19 protein-coding genes are annotated in these 19,851 nt (G+C 42.0%); 4 read left to right on the forward strand and 15 right to left on the reverse strand.

What is annotated here, in order from left to right:
• Positions 1-41: 41 nt before the first annotated feature.
• Positions 42-2,831 (forward strand): two-component sensor histidine kinase BarA, encoded by a 2,790-nt coding sequence (gene barA / locus C9J41_RS08855; protein ID WP_107206627.1) that lies wholly within the window; start codon positions 42-44, stop codon positions 2,829-2,831.
• Between the two features lie 98 nt (positions 2,832-2,929).
• On the opposite strand, the gene acpS is transcribed toward barA, so the two are convergent.
• The 11 genes from acpS to rpoE all read right to left on the reverse strand — a co-directional run bounded on the left by acpS (position 2,930) and on the right by rpoE (position 12,008).
• Complete coding sequence (acpS, locus tag C9J41_RS08860; protein ID WP_105060928.1) at positions 2,930-3,310, reverse strand: holo-ACP synthase; 381 nt, start codon at positions 3,308-3,310, stop codon at positions 2,930-2,932.
• Positions 3,310-4,041 carry a pyridoxine 5'-phosphate synthase gene (gene pdxJ / locus C9J41_RS08865; protein ID WP_045128801.1) on the reverse strand — a complete coding sequence of 244 codons (732 nt, stop codon included), beginning with the start codon at positions 4,039-4,041 and terminating at the stop codon, positions 3,310-3,312. The genes acpS and pdxJ overlap by 1 nt, the downstream gene beginning before the upstream one ends.
• On the reverse strand, positions 4,038-4,748 hold the full coding sequence (recO, locus tag C9J41_RS08870) for a DNA repair protein RecO (RefSeq protein ID WP_005371446.1): 711 nt from the start codon (positions 4,746-4,748) through the stop codon (positions 4,038-4,040). Before recO ends, pdxJ begins: the two co-directional genes overlap by 4 nt.
• 8 nt (positions 4,749-4,756) lie before the next feature.
• A complete protein-coding gene (gene era / locus C9J41_RS08875) occupies positions 4,757-5,662 on the reverse strand; it encodes a GTPase Era (protein WP_005371444.1) in 906 nt (301 codons plus the stop codon).
• A complete protein-coding gene (gene rnc, locus C9J41_RS08880; protein ID WP_107206626.1) occupies positions 5,659-6,333 on the reverse strand; it encodes a ribonuclease III in 675 nt (224 codons plus the stop codon). The genes era and rnc overlap by 4 nt, the downstream gene beginning before the upstream one ends.
• A gap of 10 nt (positions 6,334-6,343) precedes the next feature.
• Positions 6,344-7,243 carry a signal peptidase I gene (gene lepB / locus C9J41_RS08885; protein WP_045150084.1) on the reverse strand — a complete coding sequence of 300 codons (900 nt, stop codon included), beginning with the start codon at positions 7,241-7,243 and terminating at the stop codon, positions 6,344-6,346.
• A 141-nt stretch (positions 7,244-7,384) separates the two neighbouring features.
• Positions 7,385-9,181, reverse strand: a complete 1,797-nt coding sequence (gene lepA, locus C9J41_RS08890; protein ID WP_107206625.1) for a translation elongation factor 4 — start codon at positions 9,179-9,181, stop codon at positions 7,385-7,387.
• A gap of 76 nt (positions 9,182-9,257) precedes the next feature.
• Positions 9,258-9,755: a SoxR reducing system RseC family protein gene (locus tag C9J41_RS08895; RefSeq protein WP_107246383.1), complete on the reverse strand. Its 498-nt coding sequence runs from the start codon at positions 9,753-9,755 to the stop codon at positions 9,258-9,260.
• Positions 9,756-9,757: 2 nt separating this feature from the next.
• Positions 9,758-10,750, reverse strand: coding sequence for a sigma-E factor regulatory protein RseB (gene rseB / locus C9J41_RS08900; protein ID WP_107206623.1), 993 nt, complete (start codon positions 10,748-10,750; stop codon positions 9,758-9,760).
• The gene (locus tag C9J41_RS08905) at positions 10,750-11,406 is read right to left on the reverse strand and encodes an RseA family anti-sigma factor (protein ID WP_199187045.1); all 657 of its coding nucleotides are present in this window, start codon (positions 11,404-11,406) and stop codon (positions 10,750-10,752) included. The genes rseB and C9J41_RS08905 overlap by 1 nt, the downstream gene beginning before the upstream one ends.
• A gap of 23 nt (positions 11,407-11,429) precedes the next feature.
• Positions 11,430-12,008 carry an RNA polymerase sigma factor RpoE gene (gene rpoE / locus C9J41_RS08910; protein WP_107206621.1) on the reverse strand — a complete coding sequence of 193 codons (579 nt, stop codon included), beginning with the start codon at positions 12,006-12,008 and terminating at the stop codon, positions 11,430-11,432.
• A 569-nt stretch (positions 12,009-12,577) separates the two neighbouring features.
• Between rpoE and nadB the strand changes: the two genes are divergently transcribed.
• Positions 12,578-14,194 (forward strand): L-aspartate oxidase, encoded by a 1,617-nt coding sequence (gene nadB / locus C9J41_RS08915; RefSeq protein ID WP_107206620.1) that lies wholly within the window; start codon positions 12,578-12,580, stop codon positions 14,192-14,194.
• 63 nt (positions 14,195-14,257) lie between these two features.
• Here nadB and C9J41_RS08920 read toward each other — a convergent pair whose 3' ends face one another.
• From C9J41_RS08920 to C9J41_RS08930, 3 genes are all read right to left on the reverse strand, one after another.
• A complete protein-coding gene (locus C9J41_RS08920) occupies positions 14,258-16,087 on the reverse strand; it encodes a methyl-accepting chemotaxis protein (RefSeq protein ID WP_107206619.1) in 1,830 nt (609 codons plus the stop codon).
• A 151-nt stretch (positions 16,088-16,238) separates the two neighbouring features.
• Positions 16,239-16,655, reverse strand: a complete 417-nt coding sequence (locus C9J41_RS08925) for a protein YgfX (protein WP_369917494.1) — start codon at positions 16,653-16,655, stop codon at positions 16,239-16,241.
• The gene (locus C9J41_RS08930) at positions 16,624-16,884 is read right to left on the reverse strand and encodes a succinate dehydrogenase assembly factor 2 (RefSeq protein WP_005371425.1); all 261 of its coding nucleotides are present in this window, start codon (positions 16,882-16,884) and stop codon (positions 16,624-16,626) included. Before C9J41_RS08930 ends, C9J41_RS08925 begins: the two co-directional genes overlap by 32 nt.
• 256 nt (positions 16,885-17,140) lie before the next feature.
• Between C9J41_RS08930 and ygfZ the strand changes: the two genes are divergently transcribed.
• Positions 17,141-18,124: a tRNA-modifying protein YgfZ gene (ygfZ, locus tag C9J41_RS08935; protein ID WP_107294476.1), complete on the forward strand. Its 984-nt coding sequence runs from the start codon at positions 17,141-17,143 to the stop codon at positions 18,122-18,124.
• On the forward strand, positions 18,114-18,593 hold the full coding sequence (locus C9J41_RS08940; RefSeq protein WP_173425483.1) for an aminoacyl-tRNA deacylase: 480 nt from the start codon (positions 18,114-18,116) through the stop codon (positions 18,591-18,593). The genes ygfZ and C9J41_RS08940 overlap by 11 nt, the downstream gene beginning before the upstream one ends.
• A 52-nt stretch (positions 18,594-18,645) precedes the next feature.
• Here C9J41_RS08940 and C9J41_RS08945 read toward each other — a convergent pair whose 3' ends face one another.
• Positions 18,646-19,776, reverse strand: a complete 1,131-nt coding sequence (locus C9J41_RS08945) for a patatin-like phospholipase family protein (RefSeq protein ID WP_107206617.1) — start codon at positions 19,774-19,776, stop codon at positions 18,646-18,648.
• Positions 19,777-19,851 lie beyond the last annotated feature (75 nt).

Below are 19,851 nucleotides of genomic sequence, written 5' to 3' on the forward strand. Positions count from 1 at the left end.
CAATTCTCCCACAGATTTATCTGCTTGTAATTAAGAGAACCATGACCAGATATGGACTTCGTGCCAGAGTATTTACTCTGACATTAGCACCTACACTTATTATTGGCTTATTATTAAGCGCTTTTTTCACCATGAGCCGTTATCAGGATCTAGAACATCAGCTGATTTCTACAGGTGCAAGTATCATCGAGCCGTTAGCTATTTCAGCGGAATACGGCATGACAGAAAAAAACCGAGAAGCAATTCGTCGGTTGATTGGTTATACCCATAGAAAACATTCCGACATCATCCGCAGCATCGCGGTGTTTGATAACCATAACCATATTTTTGCCACATCTAACTTTCACCGTAATTTTGATTCCTTCATGTACCCAAAGGGCAAACCTATTCCTCGGCTACTGGATACCCAGTTAACCGATAACACCTTAATATTACGCGCGCCCATTCTTACCGAAGGTCAATTTGGAACGAATGTTGGTAGCGATGTTCGTGGTAAAGCCCTCGGCTATATCGCTATCGAGCTGGATCTCAGCACGCTACGTCTACAACAATACCAAGAAGTATTTACCGCCTTAATGGTGTTATTACTGGGCTTAACCCTGTCATCATTGTTTGCGTATCGCTTGATGCAAGACGTAACACAACCCATTTCTCATATGATCAGTGTGGTAGATAGGATCCGTCGCGGCCACCTTGATATTCGAATTGAAGGCCGATTGTTGGGCGAATTAGATACCCTGAAAAACGGTATTAATGCTATGGCAATTTCGTTGTCGGAATACCACATTGAAATGCAACAAAGTATCGATCAAGCAACATCCGATCTACGTGAAACCTTAGAGCAGCTAGAAATTCAGAACGTTGAATTAGATATTGCGAAAAAGCGTGCGCAGGAAGCGGCACGGGTGAAATCAGAGTTTTTAGCCAATATGTCTCATGAGCTCCGCACTCCGCTAAATGGGGTCATTGGCTTTACCCGACAAATGCTCAAAACCAAACTGAATACTAGCCAGAAAGATTACCTATTAACGATTGAGAATTCAGCCAATAACCTGCTGACCATCATCAATGACATTCTCGATTTCTCGAAGCTCGAAGCGGGTAAACTGTTACTGGAAAACATTCCTTTCGACTTTACAGATTCACTCGATGAAGTCATGCGTTTACTTGCACCAAGTGCCCACGAAAAAGGCCTAGAGCTGACACTGAAGATTGACGATCGTATTCCAGCAGGCTTAATTGGTGACCCATTACGTATTCAGCAAGTGGTCACTAACTTAATTGGTAATGCCGTTAAGTTTACCGAGCATGGCAATATTGATGTCTCTGTCGAGTTAAAATCCGAAGTCGATAATAATATCGCCCTGCAATTTATGGTCCGCGATACTGGTATTGGTATTTCAGAGCGTCAGCAAGCGCAATTATTCCAAGCATTTAGCCAAGCCGACGCCAGTATTTCTCGCCGTTATGGCGGTACAGGATTAGGTCTAGTGATCACCCAGAAACTGGTAAGTCAAATGGGCGGTGAAGTGAGCTTAACTAGTCGCTTACACCAAGGCTCGACCTTCTGGTTCACCATCAAAATGAACAAAACAGATCTACCTGTATCACAGCCTATTGATACCACTTCACTTGAAGGTAAGTCATTACTTCTGGTTGAGGCCAACATGCAAGCAGCATCAGTGATACAGCAACGTCTAATGTTAGCAGGCGTACATGTTACTTACCGCGCTTCTATGCCTGATGATATTGATCACCATGACTTCGCTCTATTGTGTTTATCGCCGGGTGAGCAGCCACCACTGCCAGTCATACTCAATGATGTATTTAAAGCAGAGCAAACCGCTGAAAAGGTCTTGGTTTGCTTACCGACAACAGAACTTGCGTTATCAGAAAAACTGACCCAAACAGGTGTGTCGGCCTGTCTAGGTAAACCGCTGGCGCAACGTAAACTGTTTGAAGCACTCTGCGATAATGATGATGAGCAGCAAAGTGAATTAGAAGTACCTTTATTACCCACCACTACCGAAACACTACAACCACTAACGGTGATGGCGGTTGATGATAACCCAGCGAACTTAAAACTGATTTCTGCACTACTTGGTGAACGAGTAGAAACCGTTATTACCGCAACCGGTGGTAAAAAAGCGGTTGAATATGCTCAAAGTAAAGCCTTTGATTTGATCTTTATGGATATTCAAATGCCGGAAATGGATGGCGTGACAGCCTGTCAGAAAATCCATGAAACAGCACTTAATAAAAATACCCCAGTGATTGCTGTTACCGCTCATGCTATGGCAGGTGAGCGCGAGCGCTTAATCAATGCAGGTATGGATGATTACCTCACCAAACCGATTGAAGAGCAGATTCTGCAGCAAATTTTAGCAAAATGGATTGCCCCAACCGCAGCACAAGCAACGCCACCATCTGTAAACAGAATGCCAGTGACGCTTGAAGGACAAGTTAATGATGTCGCTCCAGTAATAAACAATAACCACGTTAGTTTTGATTGGGATTTAGCGTTAAAACAAGCGGCAGGAAAAGAAGATTTAGCCTATGACATGCTGCAAATGCTGCTTGATTTCATGCCTGAGGTAGAAATGCTGGTAAATGAAGCACTGGATGGTAAAGATGTTGAACTCTGGCCACCGATTCATAAATTACACGGTAGCTGCGCTTACAGCGGTGTTCCACGCCTGAAGAATTTATGTTTGGAAATTGAAACCGCACTTAAGGCTAATGCAACCCTGTCCAATATTGAACCAGAGCTATTAGAGCTGGTTGATGAAATGGATAACATTGTCAAAGCGTCTAAAGACTATCGAAACTAACCCGTTTTTGTTTTAAAACAGATAAGCTAACGATCAAAAAAGCGGTAGATATATTATCTACCGCTTTTTATTTATTAACGTGAAAAACGAATCACGATTCAACGTTCTAAAATGACCGTTGCAACAGCGTAATGACGCTCATCAGCAATGGTAAGGTGAACATGATTCACGCCCATTGCTTGCGCTAGTTCATTTGCTTTACCTGATAAGCTCAGTAATGGCTTACCACGCTCATCATTTTTAACCGTAAAATCATGGAAAGAGACGCCACACGCAATACCGGTACCGAGTGCTTTTGATGCTGCTTCTTTTACCGCAAAACGTTTTGCTAAAAAGCGCCCTTTTAGCTTCAATTGCTGAAACTGTTCAAGCTCAGAGCTAGACAGTATTTTCTGGGCGAACGCATCACCTGAGCGAGCAAAGACTTTTTCGACTCGCTCAATTTCAGCAATATCAGTCCCTAAACCAACAATCGCCATTAACCACGCGCTTCCTGCATTAGCAAACGCATATCAGCCACTGACTTTTCTAACCCATCAAACATTGCTCGTCCCATAATAGAATGACCAATGTTAAGTTCATACAGCTCTGGCAATGCGGCTATCGGCTTAACATTGTGATAAGTTAAACCATGTCCTGCATTTACTTTAATACCTAAATTGTGAGCGTAGCTTGCACCTGCAGCAATCTTCTTCAGCTCATCCGATTGTGCCTCTTCGGTTGTCGCTTCTGCGTATTGCCCAGTATGAAGCTCAATAAACGGTGCGCCACATGCATGAGCTGCATCAATTTGCGCGCGATCAGCATCAATGAAAAGTGACACTTTGATCCCAGCAGCTGTAAGTTTTTCTGTTGCCGCTTTTACTTTTTCAAGTTGACCTGCGACATCTAGACCACCTTCTGTGGTTAACTCTTCACGCTTTTCTGGTACTAAGCAAACATATTCAGGCTTAACATCTAACGCAATTGCCACCATTTCATCAGTGACGGCCATTTCTAAATTCATGCGAGTTTGGATCGTCTCACGTAAAATACGCACATCACGATCATTAATGTGACGACGATCTTCACGCAAATGAATAGTGATGCCATCAGCGCCTGCTCGCTCGGCTACTTCTGCAGCATGAACAGGATCTGGGTAACGTGTACCACGTGCATTACGTAATGTCGCAATATGATCGATGTTCACGCCAAGTAATATATTGTTCATGTTCCGATTCTCCTTCCTCGCGGGATAAACAATTCCCGGCTTTTTAATGGCTTAGAACCAAGATACGGTTTTAATGCCATCCTTGTAAATCGTTTTGCTGCGCGCAACTGCTCTGGGGTTTCAAATCGCCTCGCAGCAATGGCTTTTAATTCATTACCACGAAAGGTTAATAAACCAATTTTCATTGAAGCAATAAACCCCTGCTGCTCGCGATAGTTATAGGTCATATCATCTTCAACACTTAATCCACTACCAGCGCAATGCAGAAAATCAATCCCGTAGCCTAGATGATGTAGCAAAGAAAGCTCGAAGCGGCGCAAAGCAGGCTCTGGGTTATCCGCTTGTGCTAGCTCTCTAAGCACATTCAAATAATCCAGAAACAACTGTGGGTAAGGGGTATGGTTGCCCAATACACGTACCAGTATTTCATTCACATACATTGCTGAATATAAAATATAGCTGCGTAAGGGTAAACCTATACTGATAGGTTCGGCATGAGTGAGAACAGGCATCGCACCTTTACCACTCCACTTCATAAATAAGGGAGTAAAAGGTTGGAGTGTGCCTTTTAGATTAGAACGTTTACGGCGAGCGCCTTTAGAAAGAAGAGTAAGACGGCCATGATCCTCGCTAAATACATCAAGGATCAGGCTCGTCTCACTATAGGGACGAGAATGAAGGACAAAACAACGCTGTAGCCCTTCCATTACTACCCTTATAAGTCGTCGATGTAACCAAGGCTACGCAGTGCACGTTCGTCATCTGCCCAACCTGATTTCACTTTAACCCAAAGTTCAAGGTAAACTTTACGTTCAAACAAGTCTTCCATGTCTAAACGCGCTTCGCGCCCTATCACTTTGATTTTATCGCCACCTTTACCAATCACCATTTTCTTCTGGCCTTTACGTTCAACCAGAATCAAACCATTGATATCGAAACCATCGGTTTCAGGGTTGTAATCGAATCGCTCGATTTCAACCGTCACAGCGTATGGCAATTCATCACCCGTAAAACGCATCAGCTTTTCACGGATAATTTCAGAGGCCATAAAGCGTTGAGAACGATCAGTTACGTATTCTTCAGGGAAGTAGTACTCACACTCAGGTAAGTGCTGACGTACGATTTTCTCTACCGCATCAATGTTTGTACCATGCTTTGCTGATACCGGAATCACATCAACAAACTCCATCTTACTTGCAAGCTCTTGCAAGTGAGGGAATAGCTCATGCTTATCTTTTACGTTATCAACTTTATTCACTAACAATACCGTTGGTAACTGGCTCTTTGCCAGCTTGTTTAATACCATCTCATCGTCAGCCGTCCACATAGTGCCATCAACTAAAAACAATACTAATTCAACATCGGTTAATGAACTGCTTGCAGCACGGTTCATTAAACGGTTAATTGTACGTTTTTCTTCAATGTGCAATCCTGGAGTATCAACATACACAGCTTGATAGCCGTCACGTGTGTCTACACCCATAATACGGTGGCGCGTGGTTTGTGGTTTACGAGAAGTAATAGATAACTTCTGCCCCACTAAACGGTTTAGCAAGGTTGATTTACCGACATTCGGTCGACCAACAATGGCGATAAAGCCACAATGTTGTTTATCTGTCATGATTCCAACTGATTTAGTGCAAGTTCTGCTGCTGCCTGCTCTGCCTTGCGCCGACTGCCGCCTTTGCCAATTACAGGTTTATCCAAACCTGTTACGTCACACTGTACTGTGAACTCTTGATTATGAGCTTCACCTTGTACCTTAGTTACAGTATATGCAGGTAGCGGTAAACGACGACCTTGTAAACACTCTTGAAGACGTGTTTTTGGATCTTTTTGATTGATACCTGGCTCAATCGTATCAAGACGAGTTTTATACCAAGCCAATACGATACTTCGTACTTGCTCAACATCGCTATCTAGATAAATCGCGCCAATGATTGCTTCAACACAGTCAGCAAGAATCGAATCGCGACGGAAGCCACCACTCTTTAACTCGCCAGGTCCCAGTAACAAATGGTCGCCAAGCTCGAATTCCCGACCTAGCTCTGCCAATGTTTTGCCACGGACTAGTGTTGCACGCATTCGGCTCATATCACCTTCATCCACTGAAGGAAAACGGTGATATAAGTCATCAGCAATAACAAAACTTAAAATAGAGTCACCTAAAAACTCTAGGCGCTCATTGTGGGTGCCATTAGCACTGCGATGTGTCAGTGCTAATGTCATCAACTCACAATTAGTAAATTGGTAGCCCAGCTTGCGCTGAAGCCTATTCGCTGGAGTTGTCATTTTCTCTCGATTATTTAATGCTACCGATACGATTAAAACGTACACCGGTAGGGATCCAAGATGGAAGTAAACTATCTGCTTGTCGATCAAACTCAAAGCTGATCCAAATAGCTACCGCCTTGCCAACAAGATTCGCTTCTGGCACAAAGCCCCAGTAACGACTGTCAGCACTATTGTCACGGTTATCACCCATAACAAAATAGTTTCCTTCTGGTACAACCCACTCACCAATACCAGGACGAGGCTCATATGCCATACGACGATCACGACGTAATGGGTTGATCAGAATATGGTGATCAACATCACCCAGTTGTTCTTTAAACTCAACTAAACGTGCCATTCCTTGCTTAAAGTCACTATCAGTCATATCGGTTAATTTAACCGGTTTACATACTGAAGTACCTTTAGGTTGAATACACAGTTGCTTATCTTCACTGTAGCGAACAGTATCGCCAGGTAGGCCAACAACACGCTTAATATAATCAATCTTTGGCTGAGGTGGGAATTTAAACACCACTACATCACCACGCTTTGGCTCACCTGTACTGACGATTTTATCGTGGAAAACAGGGTCTCGTAGACCATAAGCAAATTTTTCAACCAGAATAAAATCACCTACGTATAAAGTTGGTAGCATTGATTCTGATGGAATTTGAAAAGGTTCATAAATAAAAGAGCGGAATACCATGATCAAAGCAATGACAGGGAACATTGAACTTGCTGATTCAACCCATGCAGGCTGTGGCGCAACACTTTCTAGCGTTTTAGCATCAACTTGACCACCGGATTGTTCAGCTGCTGCAGCTATTTTTAATTGACGCTTCGGTGCCCAAAGAAACTTATCAAGTGCCCAAATGATCCCTGTTACTAGCGTAGCTAGTACCAGAATCAAAGAAAAAGTGTTTGCCATGTTATCCCTTATGTTTAACCCGACCAACAGAAGAATGTTGATCTGCTCTGCCCCATTTAGAGCGTCAGAGTAAAAGAAAGTGCCATTTAATTAATAAATAAGCACTTTCTAATCGTTTTGAAGCTTACTAGCTAAAGATAATTATTTATCTTTACCCACATGAAGAATCGCTAAGAATGCTTCTTGAGGCAGTTCTACGTTACCGATCTGCTTCATACGCTTCTTACCTTCTTTCTGTTTCTGCAACAGTTTCTTCTTACGACTAATATCACCGCCATAACACTTAGCGATTACGTTTTTACGTAATTGCTTCACGGTAGAGCGAGCAATAATATGCGTACCAATCGCGGCTTGAATTGCAATATCAAACATCTGACGAGGGATAAACTCTTTCATTTTTTCAACAACATCACGACCACGAGATTGTGAGTTATCTTTGTGAGTAATGATAGCAAGTGCATCAACACGCTCACCATTAAGAAGAATATCAACACGTACCATGTCTGATTCTTGGTAACACTGGAAATTATAATCAAGTGACGCATAACCACGAGATGTTGATTTCAAGCGATCAAAGAAATCCAGAACCACTTCTGACATTGGAATATCATACGTTAGTGCAACTTGATTGCCGTGGTAAACCATATCAACCTGTACACCACGCTTTTCAATACATAAGGTAATAACATTACCTAAGTATTCGCTTGGCACCAAAATATTACAGCGAGCAATTGGCTCACCCATAATCTCGATATCATTCACTGCTGGCAGTTTAGCTGGGCTATCAACGTACAACATTGTGCCGTCTGTTTTCTTCACTTCATACACTACAGTCGGTGCTGTAGTGATCAGGTTTAGATCATATTCACGCTCTAGACGCTCTTGAATAATCTCCATATGAAGCATACCCAAGAAACCACAACGGAAACCAAAACCTAACGCAGACGAGCTTTCTGGCTCATAAAACAATGACGCATCATTCAGGCTTAATTTACCTAAAGCATCACGGAAGTTTTCATAATCATCAGAAGAAACAGGGAATAGACCTGCGTATACCTGCGGTTTCACTTTCTTAAAGCCAGGCAGCGCGGTTTCACAACCACCTTTTGCCAGCGTTAAAGTATCACCTACAGGTGCGCCAAGAATATCTTTAATACCACAAACAACCCAACCAACTTCACCTGTATTTAGCTCTGTTGTATCAATTTGTTTTGGTGTGAAAATACCTAAACGGTCAACACCCCAGATTTGACCTGTGGTCATAACTTTAATCTTGTCATTTTTCTTTAGCTTACCGTTTTTAATACGAACTAAAGAAACAACACCTAAGTAGTTATCAAACCATGAATCAATGATTAGCGCTTGTAATGGCGCATCTGGATCACCTTCAGGTGCAGGAATTGCTTCAACAATCTTTTCAAGAACATCGTCAACACCCAAGCCTGTTTTCGCTGAACAGCGAACAGCATCAATAGCATCGATACCAACAATGTCTTCAATTTCTTCAGCTACACGCTCAGGTTCAGCCGCAGGTAAGTCAATCTTATTTAAGATTGGCACTACTTCCAAATCCATCTCAATGGCAGTGTAACAGTTAGCAAGAGTCTGAGCTTCAACGCCCTGACCCGCATCAACCACCAGCAATGCGCCTTCACAAGCAGCAAGTGAACGAGAAACTTCGTATGAGAAGTCTACGTGTCCCGGTGTGTCGATAAAGTTTAATTGATAAGTTTCACCATCTTTAGCCGTGTAATCGAGCGTCACGCTCTGGGCTTTGATGGTAATACCGCGTTCGCGTTCAAGATCCATAGAATCTAAAACTTGTGAAGCCATTTCTCGATCAGAAAGGCCGCCACAAACTTGAATTAGACGGTCGGATAAGGTCGACTTACCATGGTCGATATGTGCGATAATCGAAAAGTTACGAATGTGCTTCATGAATGGCGTGACTAGCTCGTGATTAAAATGAATGGGATCTTACGATCAAGTTGTCGGATTCTACCGAATTTAAACGCTACTCGCTATCTTTCGATGCGGCATTTATCAGCTTATCTGATGAAATCGGTGCGCCGAGAACTCGAATAAGGGTTGGCTTATACGCTGAATTACCTTCTAAGCGTTTGGCATAGTGCCGTGCAATCAGTAATCCTAACGTTGTCGCAATAACAGCAGAACTGATAACACCCAGTTCGTTACTGTGGGCTAAATCAACAAATACCCATTGCCCCAATGCACTGCCTAACAGTAAAAAAAGCAATGGGAGCATATAGATCAATAAGGCAGAGCTTAACATACTTCGCTCAGATAAGCCGATTTCAACTACCTGCCCGATAGAGAGCGGCGATTGCGTCGCTATTTTTACATCATGGACACGACCAGGCATTGCTTTCGTTACAATGCCTGTTCCGCAACTATCACGTGATGCACAATGGCCACAGCTTGTTTGTTGCTGGCAACTTACCGTTACCATTCCTTTTTCAACAGCGGTCACTGTCGCTAAAGTGCGCATCATGACTAATTACCTTTTACTGCCTTATTGGGTGTCCCTTTAGTGTTATCGAAAGTGACACTTTCTGCAATCTGTCTTGCTGTTGGTGGCGGAATATCGCCGACAACCGTAATTTCTTTATTGTCTTTAACTATATTGCTCAATGTTCGGCGACCTTGACGGACAAGTTGCCCACTTAACGCATAACTATCAATATCAGACACATATACAGAGAAGCTAAATAAACCATCACTGTACATCCGACTTTCAACCGGGCGCTCTGTCATTAATAGGCGGTGGCGATCGCCTGAAATTAATTTAAAGCCATCTGGTAACCATGACACTTTCCAATCAAGGTTAGCTTTTTCTTGTACTGGTAATTTTACCACTTCTGGTAGTTTTACCGTTTTTAACTTGCTGAGCATTTCAGCCACTTTCGGATTCACCGCATAAGAAACAGCGCGAAATTGCTCTAATAAATCACCATTTCGATCTAATAAATCAGCACGCATCACTAAGTGACTTAGCTGATCAATCCATATTAAATATGAGTAACGTTCGCCGTCTTTGGGTGCAATACGGATAACATCGCAGGTAACACCCGCTTCTCGTGCGCGGCCCATTGAAATGAAATCATAGTAATGGGCTAACTCTTGAATATTAGCCTTCATAAGCGGCATGATAGGCGCCACTATTTTTGCACTTTTTACGGTGAATGGATCAAGACCGGGCTCAAAGTAACTCACCTCATTACCGCGTTGAATCACTTCTTGAGGAGGGCCACTTAAGTAGAGTAAATGACTATAGCCTTGACCATCCTCTAACGCATGTCGATAACGCAAGGTATCAATACTGTTCTTTTTTACTCGAATGTAAGATATTTCGTAACTCAGCTTTTGGCTTGCCTGCTCCATTTGAAGCAACAAAGCCTCTGCCGAAGGCTTTTCAGCTTCAGCAAAGGCTTGGAGAGGCAAAAGCAAGCTGACCAATGCTATCGCACCGACCAGAATCTTTTTCATTAATCTGCCACAGAATTATGTTGTTTAAGTAAAGAGTGATCAAGGCTGCCGTCTTGCGCATTAAAACGCAGCTGTAACTCATAATCTTGCAACATGGAGTTAATACGACGACGTTGCTCCATCAACTGCGCTTCAGTTGGTGCACGATCTGTATTGCTTGCCATATTGGTATTTAAACTTACCGGTTCCGCTTTACCTGTAAACGGAATGGTTTGTAACACAGGCACATCATTGTTAGTTGAACCTGATGAATTATCTTCATTATCATACTGCTGGACGCCAACAATAACAGCTAAAGAGACACAAGCAGCAACGGCCACTTGGCCAAATTGAGTAAGCCATGACGGTAACGTGTGCTTGGCTTTAAATGGTGTTGGTTGATCTTCAATTGCTTGCGAAATTGGCTCTGCAACAACCGCAACGGGTGTTTCAGTATGTCCAACTGAATGGGCAGGTTCATCGTCTAACGCTAATGCGACATTCGCTGCAATATTCCATTCTTTGCATTGCGGAGCATCACCGCGTAACACATCACCAATTAAGGTATAGTCACGCCATATAAGCTCATCTTCTTTGTCAACAGTCAGCGCATTTATAATGCTCTGATCTAGCTCTTCGCCATCAAGTAATGCCGAGATCTTTTCTTTATCAGCCATTTTTTCCACCGTTGGGTGCAACATTATTGCTGCATGAGAGGACGGATACGTTTTTCAACCGCCTCACGTGCACGGAATATACGAGAGCGAACTGTACCTACTGGACATCCCATTACCTCTGCAATTTCCTCATAACTTAGACCATCCAGTTCACGTAATGAGATTGCGGTTTTGAGATCATCTGGTAGCGCTTCAATCGTGCTAAAAACAACCCGCTTCAATTCATCTGACAACATTTGGTTCTCAGGGTTCGAAATTTCTTTCAGCGCACTACCACTTTCATAGTATTCCGCATTTTCTGCATCAACATCAGATGCAGGCGGACGACGCCCCTGAGCGACTAAATAGTTTTTTGCGGTATTGACTGCAATTCGGTAGAGCCATGTATAAAAGGCACTCTCACCACGGAATGTTGGCAACGCTCGGTACGCCTTAATAAACGCCTCTTGCGCCACATCTGGTACATCACCAGAATTACTGACATAACGTGATACAAGGTTACAAACTTTGTTCTGGTATTTAATAACCAGAAGGTTGAAAGCTTGCTTATCTCCCCGCTGTACTCGCTCAATTAATACCTGATCAGTTTGCTGCTCGCTCATTCGAGCGTGTACTCCTATATCTGTCTTTACTCAATATTGCATTAGCTAAATAAAGCCACAAATACTTGCGTTAAGTGCTCTATCAAAAATGCTATATCATGATTTGTTCGGCGTCGTAACGCGAAATAAGCCGAGTGTCACCTTAAACAAATCATTGAGTTATGAAATATTTATGAGCATGAGCACTACTTATGACCGGAGGATAATGGCAAAGTTCCTACGCCCATTAAATAATTTCGGCTTATTTTACTAATTATTTTATCACTGTGACTTATGCACGGTGTATATAAGTGATCACTATCTTACCTTAATTCACGATATTAACGGGCTTTTCAGCGTGAAAAAAGCAAAATTAATAACAAGTTTTAGGATTATTACGTGACATAAGTTTTTTGTTATTCACCTTTTATCGCCATTCGTTCGCGCATTGACGCTAGGTATAAAAATTGTCATGCGATATATTTGAATACTTAATCGTCTATAAAACTTATTTGTCGTACAATTTTCATGCTAATTTGACGTGAATTTGTTAGGATACGGACAGATAACAAAAGGATATGAGATCAAGTATGAATCAGATTCATCAACATAACTGCGATGTACTGGTTATTGGCAGCGGTGCCGCTGGCCTATCATTAGCACTACACCTTTCTTCTTCTGCCAATGTTACCGTGTTATGTAAAGGACCGCTGAATGAAGGCGCAACTTATTACGCACAGGGCGGAATAGCTGCAGTATTTGATGAATCAGACAGCATCGATTCACATGTTGAAGATACCCTTATTGCTGGCGCCCACTTATGTGATAAAGACGTCGTTCGTTTTATTGCCGAGAATGCTAAAGAATGTGTTCAGTGGTTGATTGATGGCGGCGTACCGTTTGATCGTGAAGAATCTGATAGTGATGATAACCCTCGTTTTCACTTAACCCGTGAAGGCGGCCACAGCCATCGTCGTATTCTCCATGCCGCTGATGCAACAGGCATGGCAATGCAGACCTCACTTCAAGATCAAGCCCGTAATCATCCCAATATTACCATTTTAGAACGTCATAATGCGCTCGATTTAATCACTGAAAAAAAACTTAATCCAGATACCGAATCAAACCGCGTATTAGGCGCTTATGTGTGGAATCGTGATAAAGAAATGGTAGAAACACTGGGGGCTAAATTCGTTATTCTAGCCACTGGCGGTGCTTCAAAAGTCTATCAATATACCTCTAACCCAGACGTTTCTTCCGGTGATGGTATCGCCATGGCGTGGCGTGCTGGTTGTCGTGTGGCAAACCTTGAGTTCAATCAGTTTCACCCAACCTGTTTATTCCACCCTGAAGCCCAGACTTTCTTGCTAACAGAAGCACTGCGTGGAGAAGGGGCGTATTTACGTCGTCCTGATGGCTCTCGTTTTATGCCTGAATTTGATGAGCGTGCAGAGCTCGCGCCTCGTGATATTGTTGCCCGTGCCATCGACTATGAAATGAAACGTTTAGGCGCTGACTGCATGTACCTTGATATCAGTCATAAACCTGCAGACTTTGTTAAAAAACACTTCCCGATGATTGATGAAAAGCTACAAAGCTACGGCATTGATATCACGAAAGAGCCTATTCCTATTGTTCCCGCCGCTCACTATACCTGTGGTGGCGTTATGGTTGATAAAAAAGGTAAAACGGATATTGATGGCTTATATGCTATTGGGGAAGTGAGTTACACAGGCTTGCATGGTGCCAATCGTATGGCATCAAATTCACTGCTAGAGTGTGTGGTTTATGCTTGGTCAGCAGCAAAAGATATTCAAGCAAAAATGGATACCATTGTCATACCACCAGCGCTACCAATATGGGATGAAAGTAAAGTAAGTAACTCGGATGAAGAAGTCGTTATCCAACATAACTGGCACGAATTACGTTTATTTATGTGGGATTATGTCGGTATTGTCCGTTCAACCAAACGACTTGAACGTGCCATGCACCGAATAGAGTTACTGAAAAATGAAATTAGCGAGTATTACAGCCATTTCCGAGTTTCAAACAATTTAATTGAACTACGTAACCTTGTATTAGTTGCTGAGCTCATCATTCGTTGTGCTATTGAGCGAAAAGAAAGCCGCGGTCTTCACTATACCCTGGATTACCCAGAGTTAGACGAAAATGCCAAACCCACCGTATTAGTACCTGAAAATCGCTAAGTTACCAGTAGCCAGCTTCAATAAAAATCCCGACCAAATGTCGGGATTTTTTCGTTACAACCACTACACTTTATAGCCAGTAATAGCTTTGTCTAATTCTTCGGCTTGCTCTGCCACTACATTTGCTACCACGGCATTTTGATGAGCAACCTGAAAATTGTTTTCTGTAATATCTCGAATAGAAGTAATGTTCACCGTAATATCTTCAGAAGTGATACTTTGCTGCTCCACAGCAGTCGCTATTTGTGTACTCATATCCATAATTTGCTGCATTTCTGACATAATGCTCGCAATCTTATGCTCAGCACTATTAACTTGCTCTACACTGGCTTCGCCCTGCTCGCGACAATCCACAATATGCGTTACTACTTGATCTGTTTGCCGCTGTAACGAACTAATAATGGTTGTGATTTCTTCTGTCGATTGGCGTGTACGTAATGCCAGAGAACGAACTTCATCAGCAACAACCGCAAAACCTCGACCTTGCTCCCCAGCCCTTGCCGCTTCAATTGCCGCGTTTAATGCTAATAAATTCGTTTGCTCTGCAATCGACATTATTACATCTAATACTGAGCCAATTTCTTCAGATAAACTCGATAAACTTTCGACTTCCCCATTGGTATTTTCTAAATTCACGGCCAATAAACGAATACGATCCTTCGTCGCGCTCACTTCATCAATACCTTCTTGTGCAATATGCTGGCTACGCTCAGCATTCGCAGCTGCCACTTCAGTATTGTTTGATATTTCACGGATAGTTATGCCCATTTCAGTAATAGCAGTGGCAACAGAATTAGTCTCTTCTTGTTGTTGTTTCATTGCCTTTTCGGTATCACGACTTCGTTGCTGTAATGATCCTGATGCATCGCTTAGTTGCTCTACAGCGGCTTTTACATTTCCAATCAACTGACGTAAATGTGCTAATAGATAGTTAAAATTTTGAGCCATTTGACTAAATTCATCATTACCGCTTTGATCTGCTTGTAAACTTAAATCATGGCTCTTTGCAATTTGAGCCATTAACGAACTTAAACTGGTTAACCGGCGTTGAATCGACATACTAATAACCCACGATAAGCCAAGTAATAGCGCTATAATTATAATTACAACCACACTGGTTATCGCGATAATCTTTTGTTTTTGCTCATCAATCAGCTGCGTCAACCGCTCACTAACAGTCGCAAATGTCTTTTCAACCAAATGGGATTGAGTGCGAATATCTCCTCGTAATCCTTGGTTGTAACTGAGCCCAATAATCATTTTTTGTTGTAATACAGCCTCAACAGCGGCGGTAAAAACACTAAATGCATTGCCATAATCAGCCATAAACTGGGCGTTATTCTTCGCCAACTGTTGTTGATATAACGTGGCGTATTCAGGATCACCAGTAAGAACAAACAACTTAGCCGTTTGAATAAGTTCATATAATGCTGGCGCATTGATGTCTTTCTCAACCACTAACTGATTGATTTTTTCAGAAGAAGATAAAAAGGTGCGGTATTTACCCTGCGAAGTATCTAAGCCCTGCACCTCATAGGCTGAAATTAACGCCATCATTTTTTGCTGGTAATTTGTCATCGCAACAGGCAATTTATCAAGTTCAGGAACAGCGATAGACAGATCGGATAACTCTTGATTTAAGAGAGAGAGTTGTTGCTTGAATAAACTGATATTATTTTGAAACTTAGCGCGATACTTCAAGTTCTTACGCATCAAAAAGTCTTTTTCATTACGCCTTAAGTTAAGCAATGTTACTTCTAGTTGACCTATCCCTTGCACCACATGACCGATAGTTTCAACTCTGTCGTTAGCTAGTTTACTCATAGCAAGTACAGAAACTAAAGCGATAACAGAGATAACACTGAGCCCCATTAACTTATGTTTTATTTTCATTTTTAATTCCTGTTTTTATATTTATTATTATTTTTATCAATATATATTTTTACCGCGAATTGAAATAAAAATGTAATAAAAATTTTAAATAAAGATAAAAACTCTGAATTCAGCTCACAATCTAACTAGTACAAACTGAGGCTTTCCAAAATTAACGGAACGAGAAGTAAAGATAAGTAAACATTTTTAAATGGCGATAATGACGTTCGGACAAACTATCACGCCAGACAATAACCCAACGATGAGATAGCCCCTCCACTTTAAATATGATCAACCAACGGGTTAACGGGCGAGCATAAATCACGCGACCTCGTTGCTGTTGATAATAAACTTCCCCCACAGAAGAAAGTCGCAAACGCCCTTGTAATCGATAACTGTATATCGCCGAATTAAGGTATTCGTCATACAGCTTCTCACACAAAATCAAAGTAATAGGAAGAATAAGTAAGGAACTTGAGAATAAGAGGAATATAGCCACACACAGGTAAGCTACCGTTAATGTGGCTATCTGTAATTTAGATGGGAATAAATAAAGATCAGCGTAATTTACTGTTGTTGTGAGCAACAATCATATCCACCATATTTGCATGGGCTTCATTTTCACTGCGGCCGTGTTTCATCACCCATGTAAAAAGATCAGGATCATCACACGTTAATAGATTAATAAAATCTTGCTGCTGTTGCTCTGATAGTTCATCAAAACGCTCTTCAAAGAACGGCATAATAATCACATCTAACTCTAGCATTCCACGTCGGCATGCCCATTTAACTCGTGCTTTATCTTCCGCGCTTAACATATTTAACCTCGATAACTAGAACTAAAAACCTATTTAATGCTGTAGATTTAAAACAAAGAGAAACAGCTATTTATAGTAGCAGTGACATCACTTCCCGACCATGCGCTTAAACAAGCAATCATTAAAGATGAGACATGAAAACGATAAATCCCCTCTCAATGACTCTTGTCTGATTTCCACAGCGAGACGATGGTTAATTATTTCATTTACTTGGTATACCATGTCGTAATAATGACAACATTCTGTGGACAGAGATATGAGTACTTGGTCAACAAATCTAACGTTTTCCCCCCTTGCTTTATCATCGCAAGATCCTCTTCCAGCTTTAGCATTAAGTAAGCTTGATGACTGGGGGATGGTCACGTTAATTGGTGCCGACAGTAAAGCCTATTTACAAGGTCAGTTAACCTGTGATCTTGTATCACTAGAAGCGGGTAAATCAACATTAGCAGCACATTGTGATGCAAAAGGTAAAATGCGTACTGTGATGCGTATTTTCCATATCGACAATGGCTATGGTTATCTTCAACGCCAAACTGTCATGGCAACCCAGATCCCTGAGCTAAAAAAATACGCGGTTTTCTCTAAAACCGACATTAATCAATCAACTGACGTAGTCCTAGGTCTTAGTGGAGAACAAGCTCAAAACGCGATTGATAACTACTTTACAGGTAATGATGATGTCCGTCATAACGACACAGCAACCGCGGTAAAAGTAGATAACTTACGTTGGTTTGTTATCACACCACCTGAGCATGCTGAAACGGTTGCTCAACACTTTGCGGCTAACGCAACGCTAACCGATGCTGCGTTGTGGAACTTATACGATATAAAAGCAGCCCTCCCCCGTGTTGAAGCAGTAACTGAACTTGAATTTATTCCACAAGCGATGAACCTTCAGGCGGTTAATGGTATTAGCTTTAAAAAAGGGTGTTACACAGGCCAAGAAACGGTTGCTCGTGCAAAATACCGTGGTATTAACAAACGCGCAATGTACATCGTGAGCGGTGAATCCACACAATGCCCACAGGCAGGTGATGCACTTGAACGTAGCGTTGGTGAAAACTGGCGTAAAGGTGGTACGGTTATCACTGGCTACCAATTTAATGATCAACAAGCGTTAGCTTTAGTGGTATTACCAAACGATCTCGATGACGATGCACAATTTCGATTTGCATTACAACCAGATGCTATCTGGGAAAAACATCCATTACCTTACGCTTTAGATGATGACGCATAATTCTATCGATACTGCTGTTACCCGTTTTCTTGAAGAAGAAGGCGTTGATTTTCGCCTTCTTCATCACAGCAAGCCAGCAAAAACCATAGAGGAAGCGGCTCAAGAACGTGGGGTTGACCCAAAGCAACTGGTCAAATCCATTTTGCTCAAAGATATGGCAGGGTTTCATGTTTTAGCCTGTGTACCAGGCCCGAATGCTGTTGATCCTAAGAAAGTCCGTGAGCTATTTGGTTGTCGTCGTATGACCTGTGCTGATGCGTCTGATGTTGAAAAAATCACAGGTTTAGTCATTGGCACGGTTGCGCCATTAGGCTTGAAACGCCCACTACCTATTATTTTCGATCATCAAATAGAGCAACATACTAAAGTGAACATTAGTAGTGGTGATCGTATGGCTGGGCTTGAGTTAGCTACCGATGATTTAGTGATCTTATGTGATCCTATGTTTGGTGATATCAGCCGAGACTAATCCATTAAAAATAAAGCCCCAAACTAAGGGGCTTTCATTTAATTCTAACACGTTAACTGGCTTTACTTATCTCATCATCTTCTACCCATCCACCGTGGTCTTGGCGTGGATGATAATGCGTGGGTAATTTTTTACTTCTTTGCGTCCATGGCGATTCTTTAATGGCTTTCGTCATATCTTCATAGCCGGCTTCACGGCGTAAACGAATAGAACGACGTGAGAACTCTGCATCACTTAATGGAATATGGCCTTTCAGTGGATCAAACGTAATATGCACGATATCAATATGCCTGCCTATTTTTAGTGACACCACATCAGGCACTTGTTCACTATCAACAACATCTTTTGAATGTTCTAAAATATGATCAAGATTACGTTTTGCTACAAGCGCTTCAATATGCTCACAAGAGCGACTCGCGTATTGGATCTCTTTTTCACGCCATAACACTTCACTCATGGTTTGTGGTAATTCACCTTTCGCATTCCATAAATCAACCATAAAGACGAGTAAATCTTCATCTTTTTCAGCTAAATCTAAAATACCATTGATCGGTGAATTGGAAACGCACCCACCATCCCAATAATGATCATCACCAATTTTGGTGGCTGGAAAACCGGGTGGTAAAGATCCACTCGCAATAGCATGAGCGGGTTGTAATGGCTGTGTATGACTATCAAAAAATACCAACTCTCCCTTGGTGACACTTGTTGCGCCAACAGTTAAACGGGCTTTCTGTTGATTAATAAGAGAAAAATCAGACAGGTCATCGATAGTGGAAAATAACGGGCTAGTATCATAAAAGCTGGTTGCTGATTCACCAGGCAATGACAACCATGGATTAATAATACGAGGTACAAAAAAGCCAGGTTGGCCCATTGTTAATGCTTGAGATGCACTAAAAGTATTAAACATCGGTGCCATGGCTGGTAATAAATCAACATCAGTCTCAGGTCTTGATATACGATCCCAAAAGTCAGCCAATTTATTTAAACGATCTTCAGGTTCATTGCCAGCCAAGATGGCACTGTTCAACGCGCCGATAGAAATGCCAGCAAACCAGTCTGGTGTGTATCCCGCTTCTTCCAGTGCTTGATACGCGCCAATATGATAAGCACCTAATGCACCACCACCTTGTAGAACAAGGCAAACCTTTGGTTTTTTCTTAGTACGTGTTCTAGCCATCATCATCCCTATTTATCTGATAAGTCCGAGTATTACTCTACAGATTAAAAAGGCACCAGCTTGATAAAAAAACAG

This window comes from Photobacterium sp. GB-50 (genome assembly GCF_003026755.1).
GTDB lineage: Bacteria > Pseudomonadota > Gammaproteobacteria > Enterobacterales > Vibrionaceae > Photobacterium.

What these genes read in the sequence shown, in the direction of transcription:
- barA (WP_107206627.1), top strand. Translation starts at nt 42, where the DNA reads ATGACCAGATATGGACTTCGTGCCAGAGTATTTACTCTGACATTAGCA.
- acpS (WP_105060928.1), bottom strand. Translation starts at nt 3,310, where the DNA reads ATGGCGATTGTTGGTTTAGGGACTGATATTGCTGAAATTGAGCGAGTC.
- pdxJ (WP_045128801.1), bottom strand. Translation starts at nt 4,041, where the DNA reads ATGAACAATATATTACTTGGCGTGAACATCGATCATATTGCGACATTA.
- recO (WP_005371446.1), bottom strand. Translation starts at nt 4,748, where the DNA reads ATGGAAGGGCTACAGCGTTGTTTTGTCCTTCATTCTCGTCCCTATAGT.
- era (WP_005371444.1), bottom strand. Translation starts at nt 5,662, where the DNA reads ATGACAGATAAACAACATTGTGGCTTTATCGCCATTGTTGGTCGACCG.
- rnc (WP_107206626.1), bottom strand. Translation starts at nt 6,333, where the DNA reads ATGACAACTCCAGCGAATAGGCTTCAGCGCAAGCTGGGCTACCAATTT.
- lepB (WP_045150084.1), bottom strand. Translation starts at nt 7,243, where the DNA reads ATGGCAAACACTTTTTCTTTGATTCTGGTACTAGCTACGCTAGTAACA.
- lepA (WP_107206625.1), bottom strand. Translation starts at nt 9,181, where the DNA reads ATGAAGCACATTCGTAACTTTTCGATTATCGCACATATCGACCATGGT.
- C9J41_RS08895 (WP_107246383.1), bottom strand. Translation starts at nt 9,755, where the DNA reads ATGATGCGCACTTTAGCGACAGTGACCGCTGTTGAAAAAGGAATGGTA.
- rseB (WP_107206623.1), bottom strand. Translation starts at nt 10,750, where the DNA reads ATGAAAAAGATTCTGGTCGGTGCGATAGCATTGGTCAGCTTGCTTTTG.
- C9J41_RS08905 (WP_199187045.1), bottom strand. Translation starts at nt 11,406, where the DNA reads ATGGCTGATAAAGAAAAGATCTCGGCATTACTTGATGGCGAAGAGCTA.
- rpoE (WP_107206621.1), bottom strand. Translation starts at nt 12,008, where the DNA reads ATGAGCGAGCAGCAAACTGATCAGGTATTAATTGAGCGAGTACAGCGG.
- nadB (WP_107206620.1), top strand. Translation starts at nt 12,578, where the DNA reads ATGAATCAGATTCATCAACATAACTGCGATGTACTGGTTATTGGCAGC.
- C9J41_RS08920 (WP_107206619.1), bottom strand. Translation starts at nt 16,087, where the DNA reads ATGAAAATAAAACATAAGTTAATGGGGCTCAGTGTTATCTCTGTTATC.
- C9J41_RS08930 (WP_005371425.1), bottom strand. Translation starts at nt 16,884, where the DNA reads ATGTTAAGCGCGGAAGATAAAGCACGAGTTAAATGGGCATGCCGACGT.
- ygfZ (WP_107294476.1), top strand. Translation starts at nt 17,141, where the DNA reads ATGAGTACTTGGTCAACAAATCTAACGTTTTCCCCCCTTGCTTTATCA.
- C9J41_RS08940 (WP_173425483.1), top strand. Translation starts at nt 18,114, where the DNA reads ATGACGCATAATTCTATCGATACTGCTGTTACCCGTTTTCTTGAAGAA.
- C9J41_RS08945 (WP_107206617.1), bottom strand. Translation starts at nt 19,776, where the DNA reads ATGGCTAGAACACGTACTAAGAAAAAACCAAAGGTTTGCCTTGTTCTA.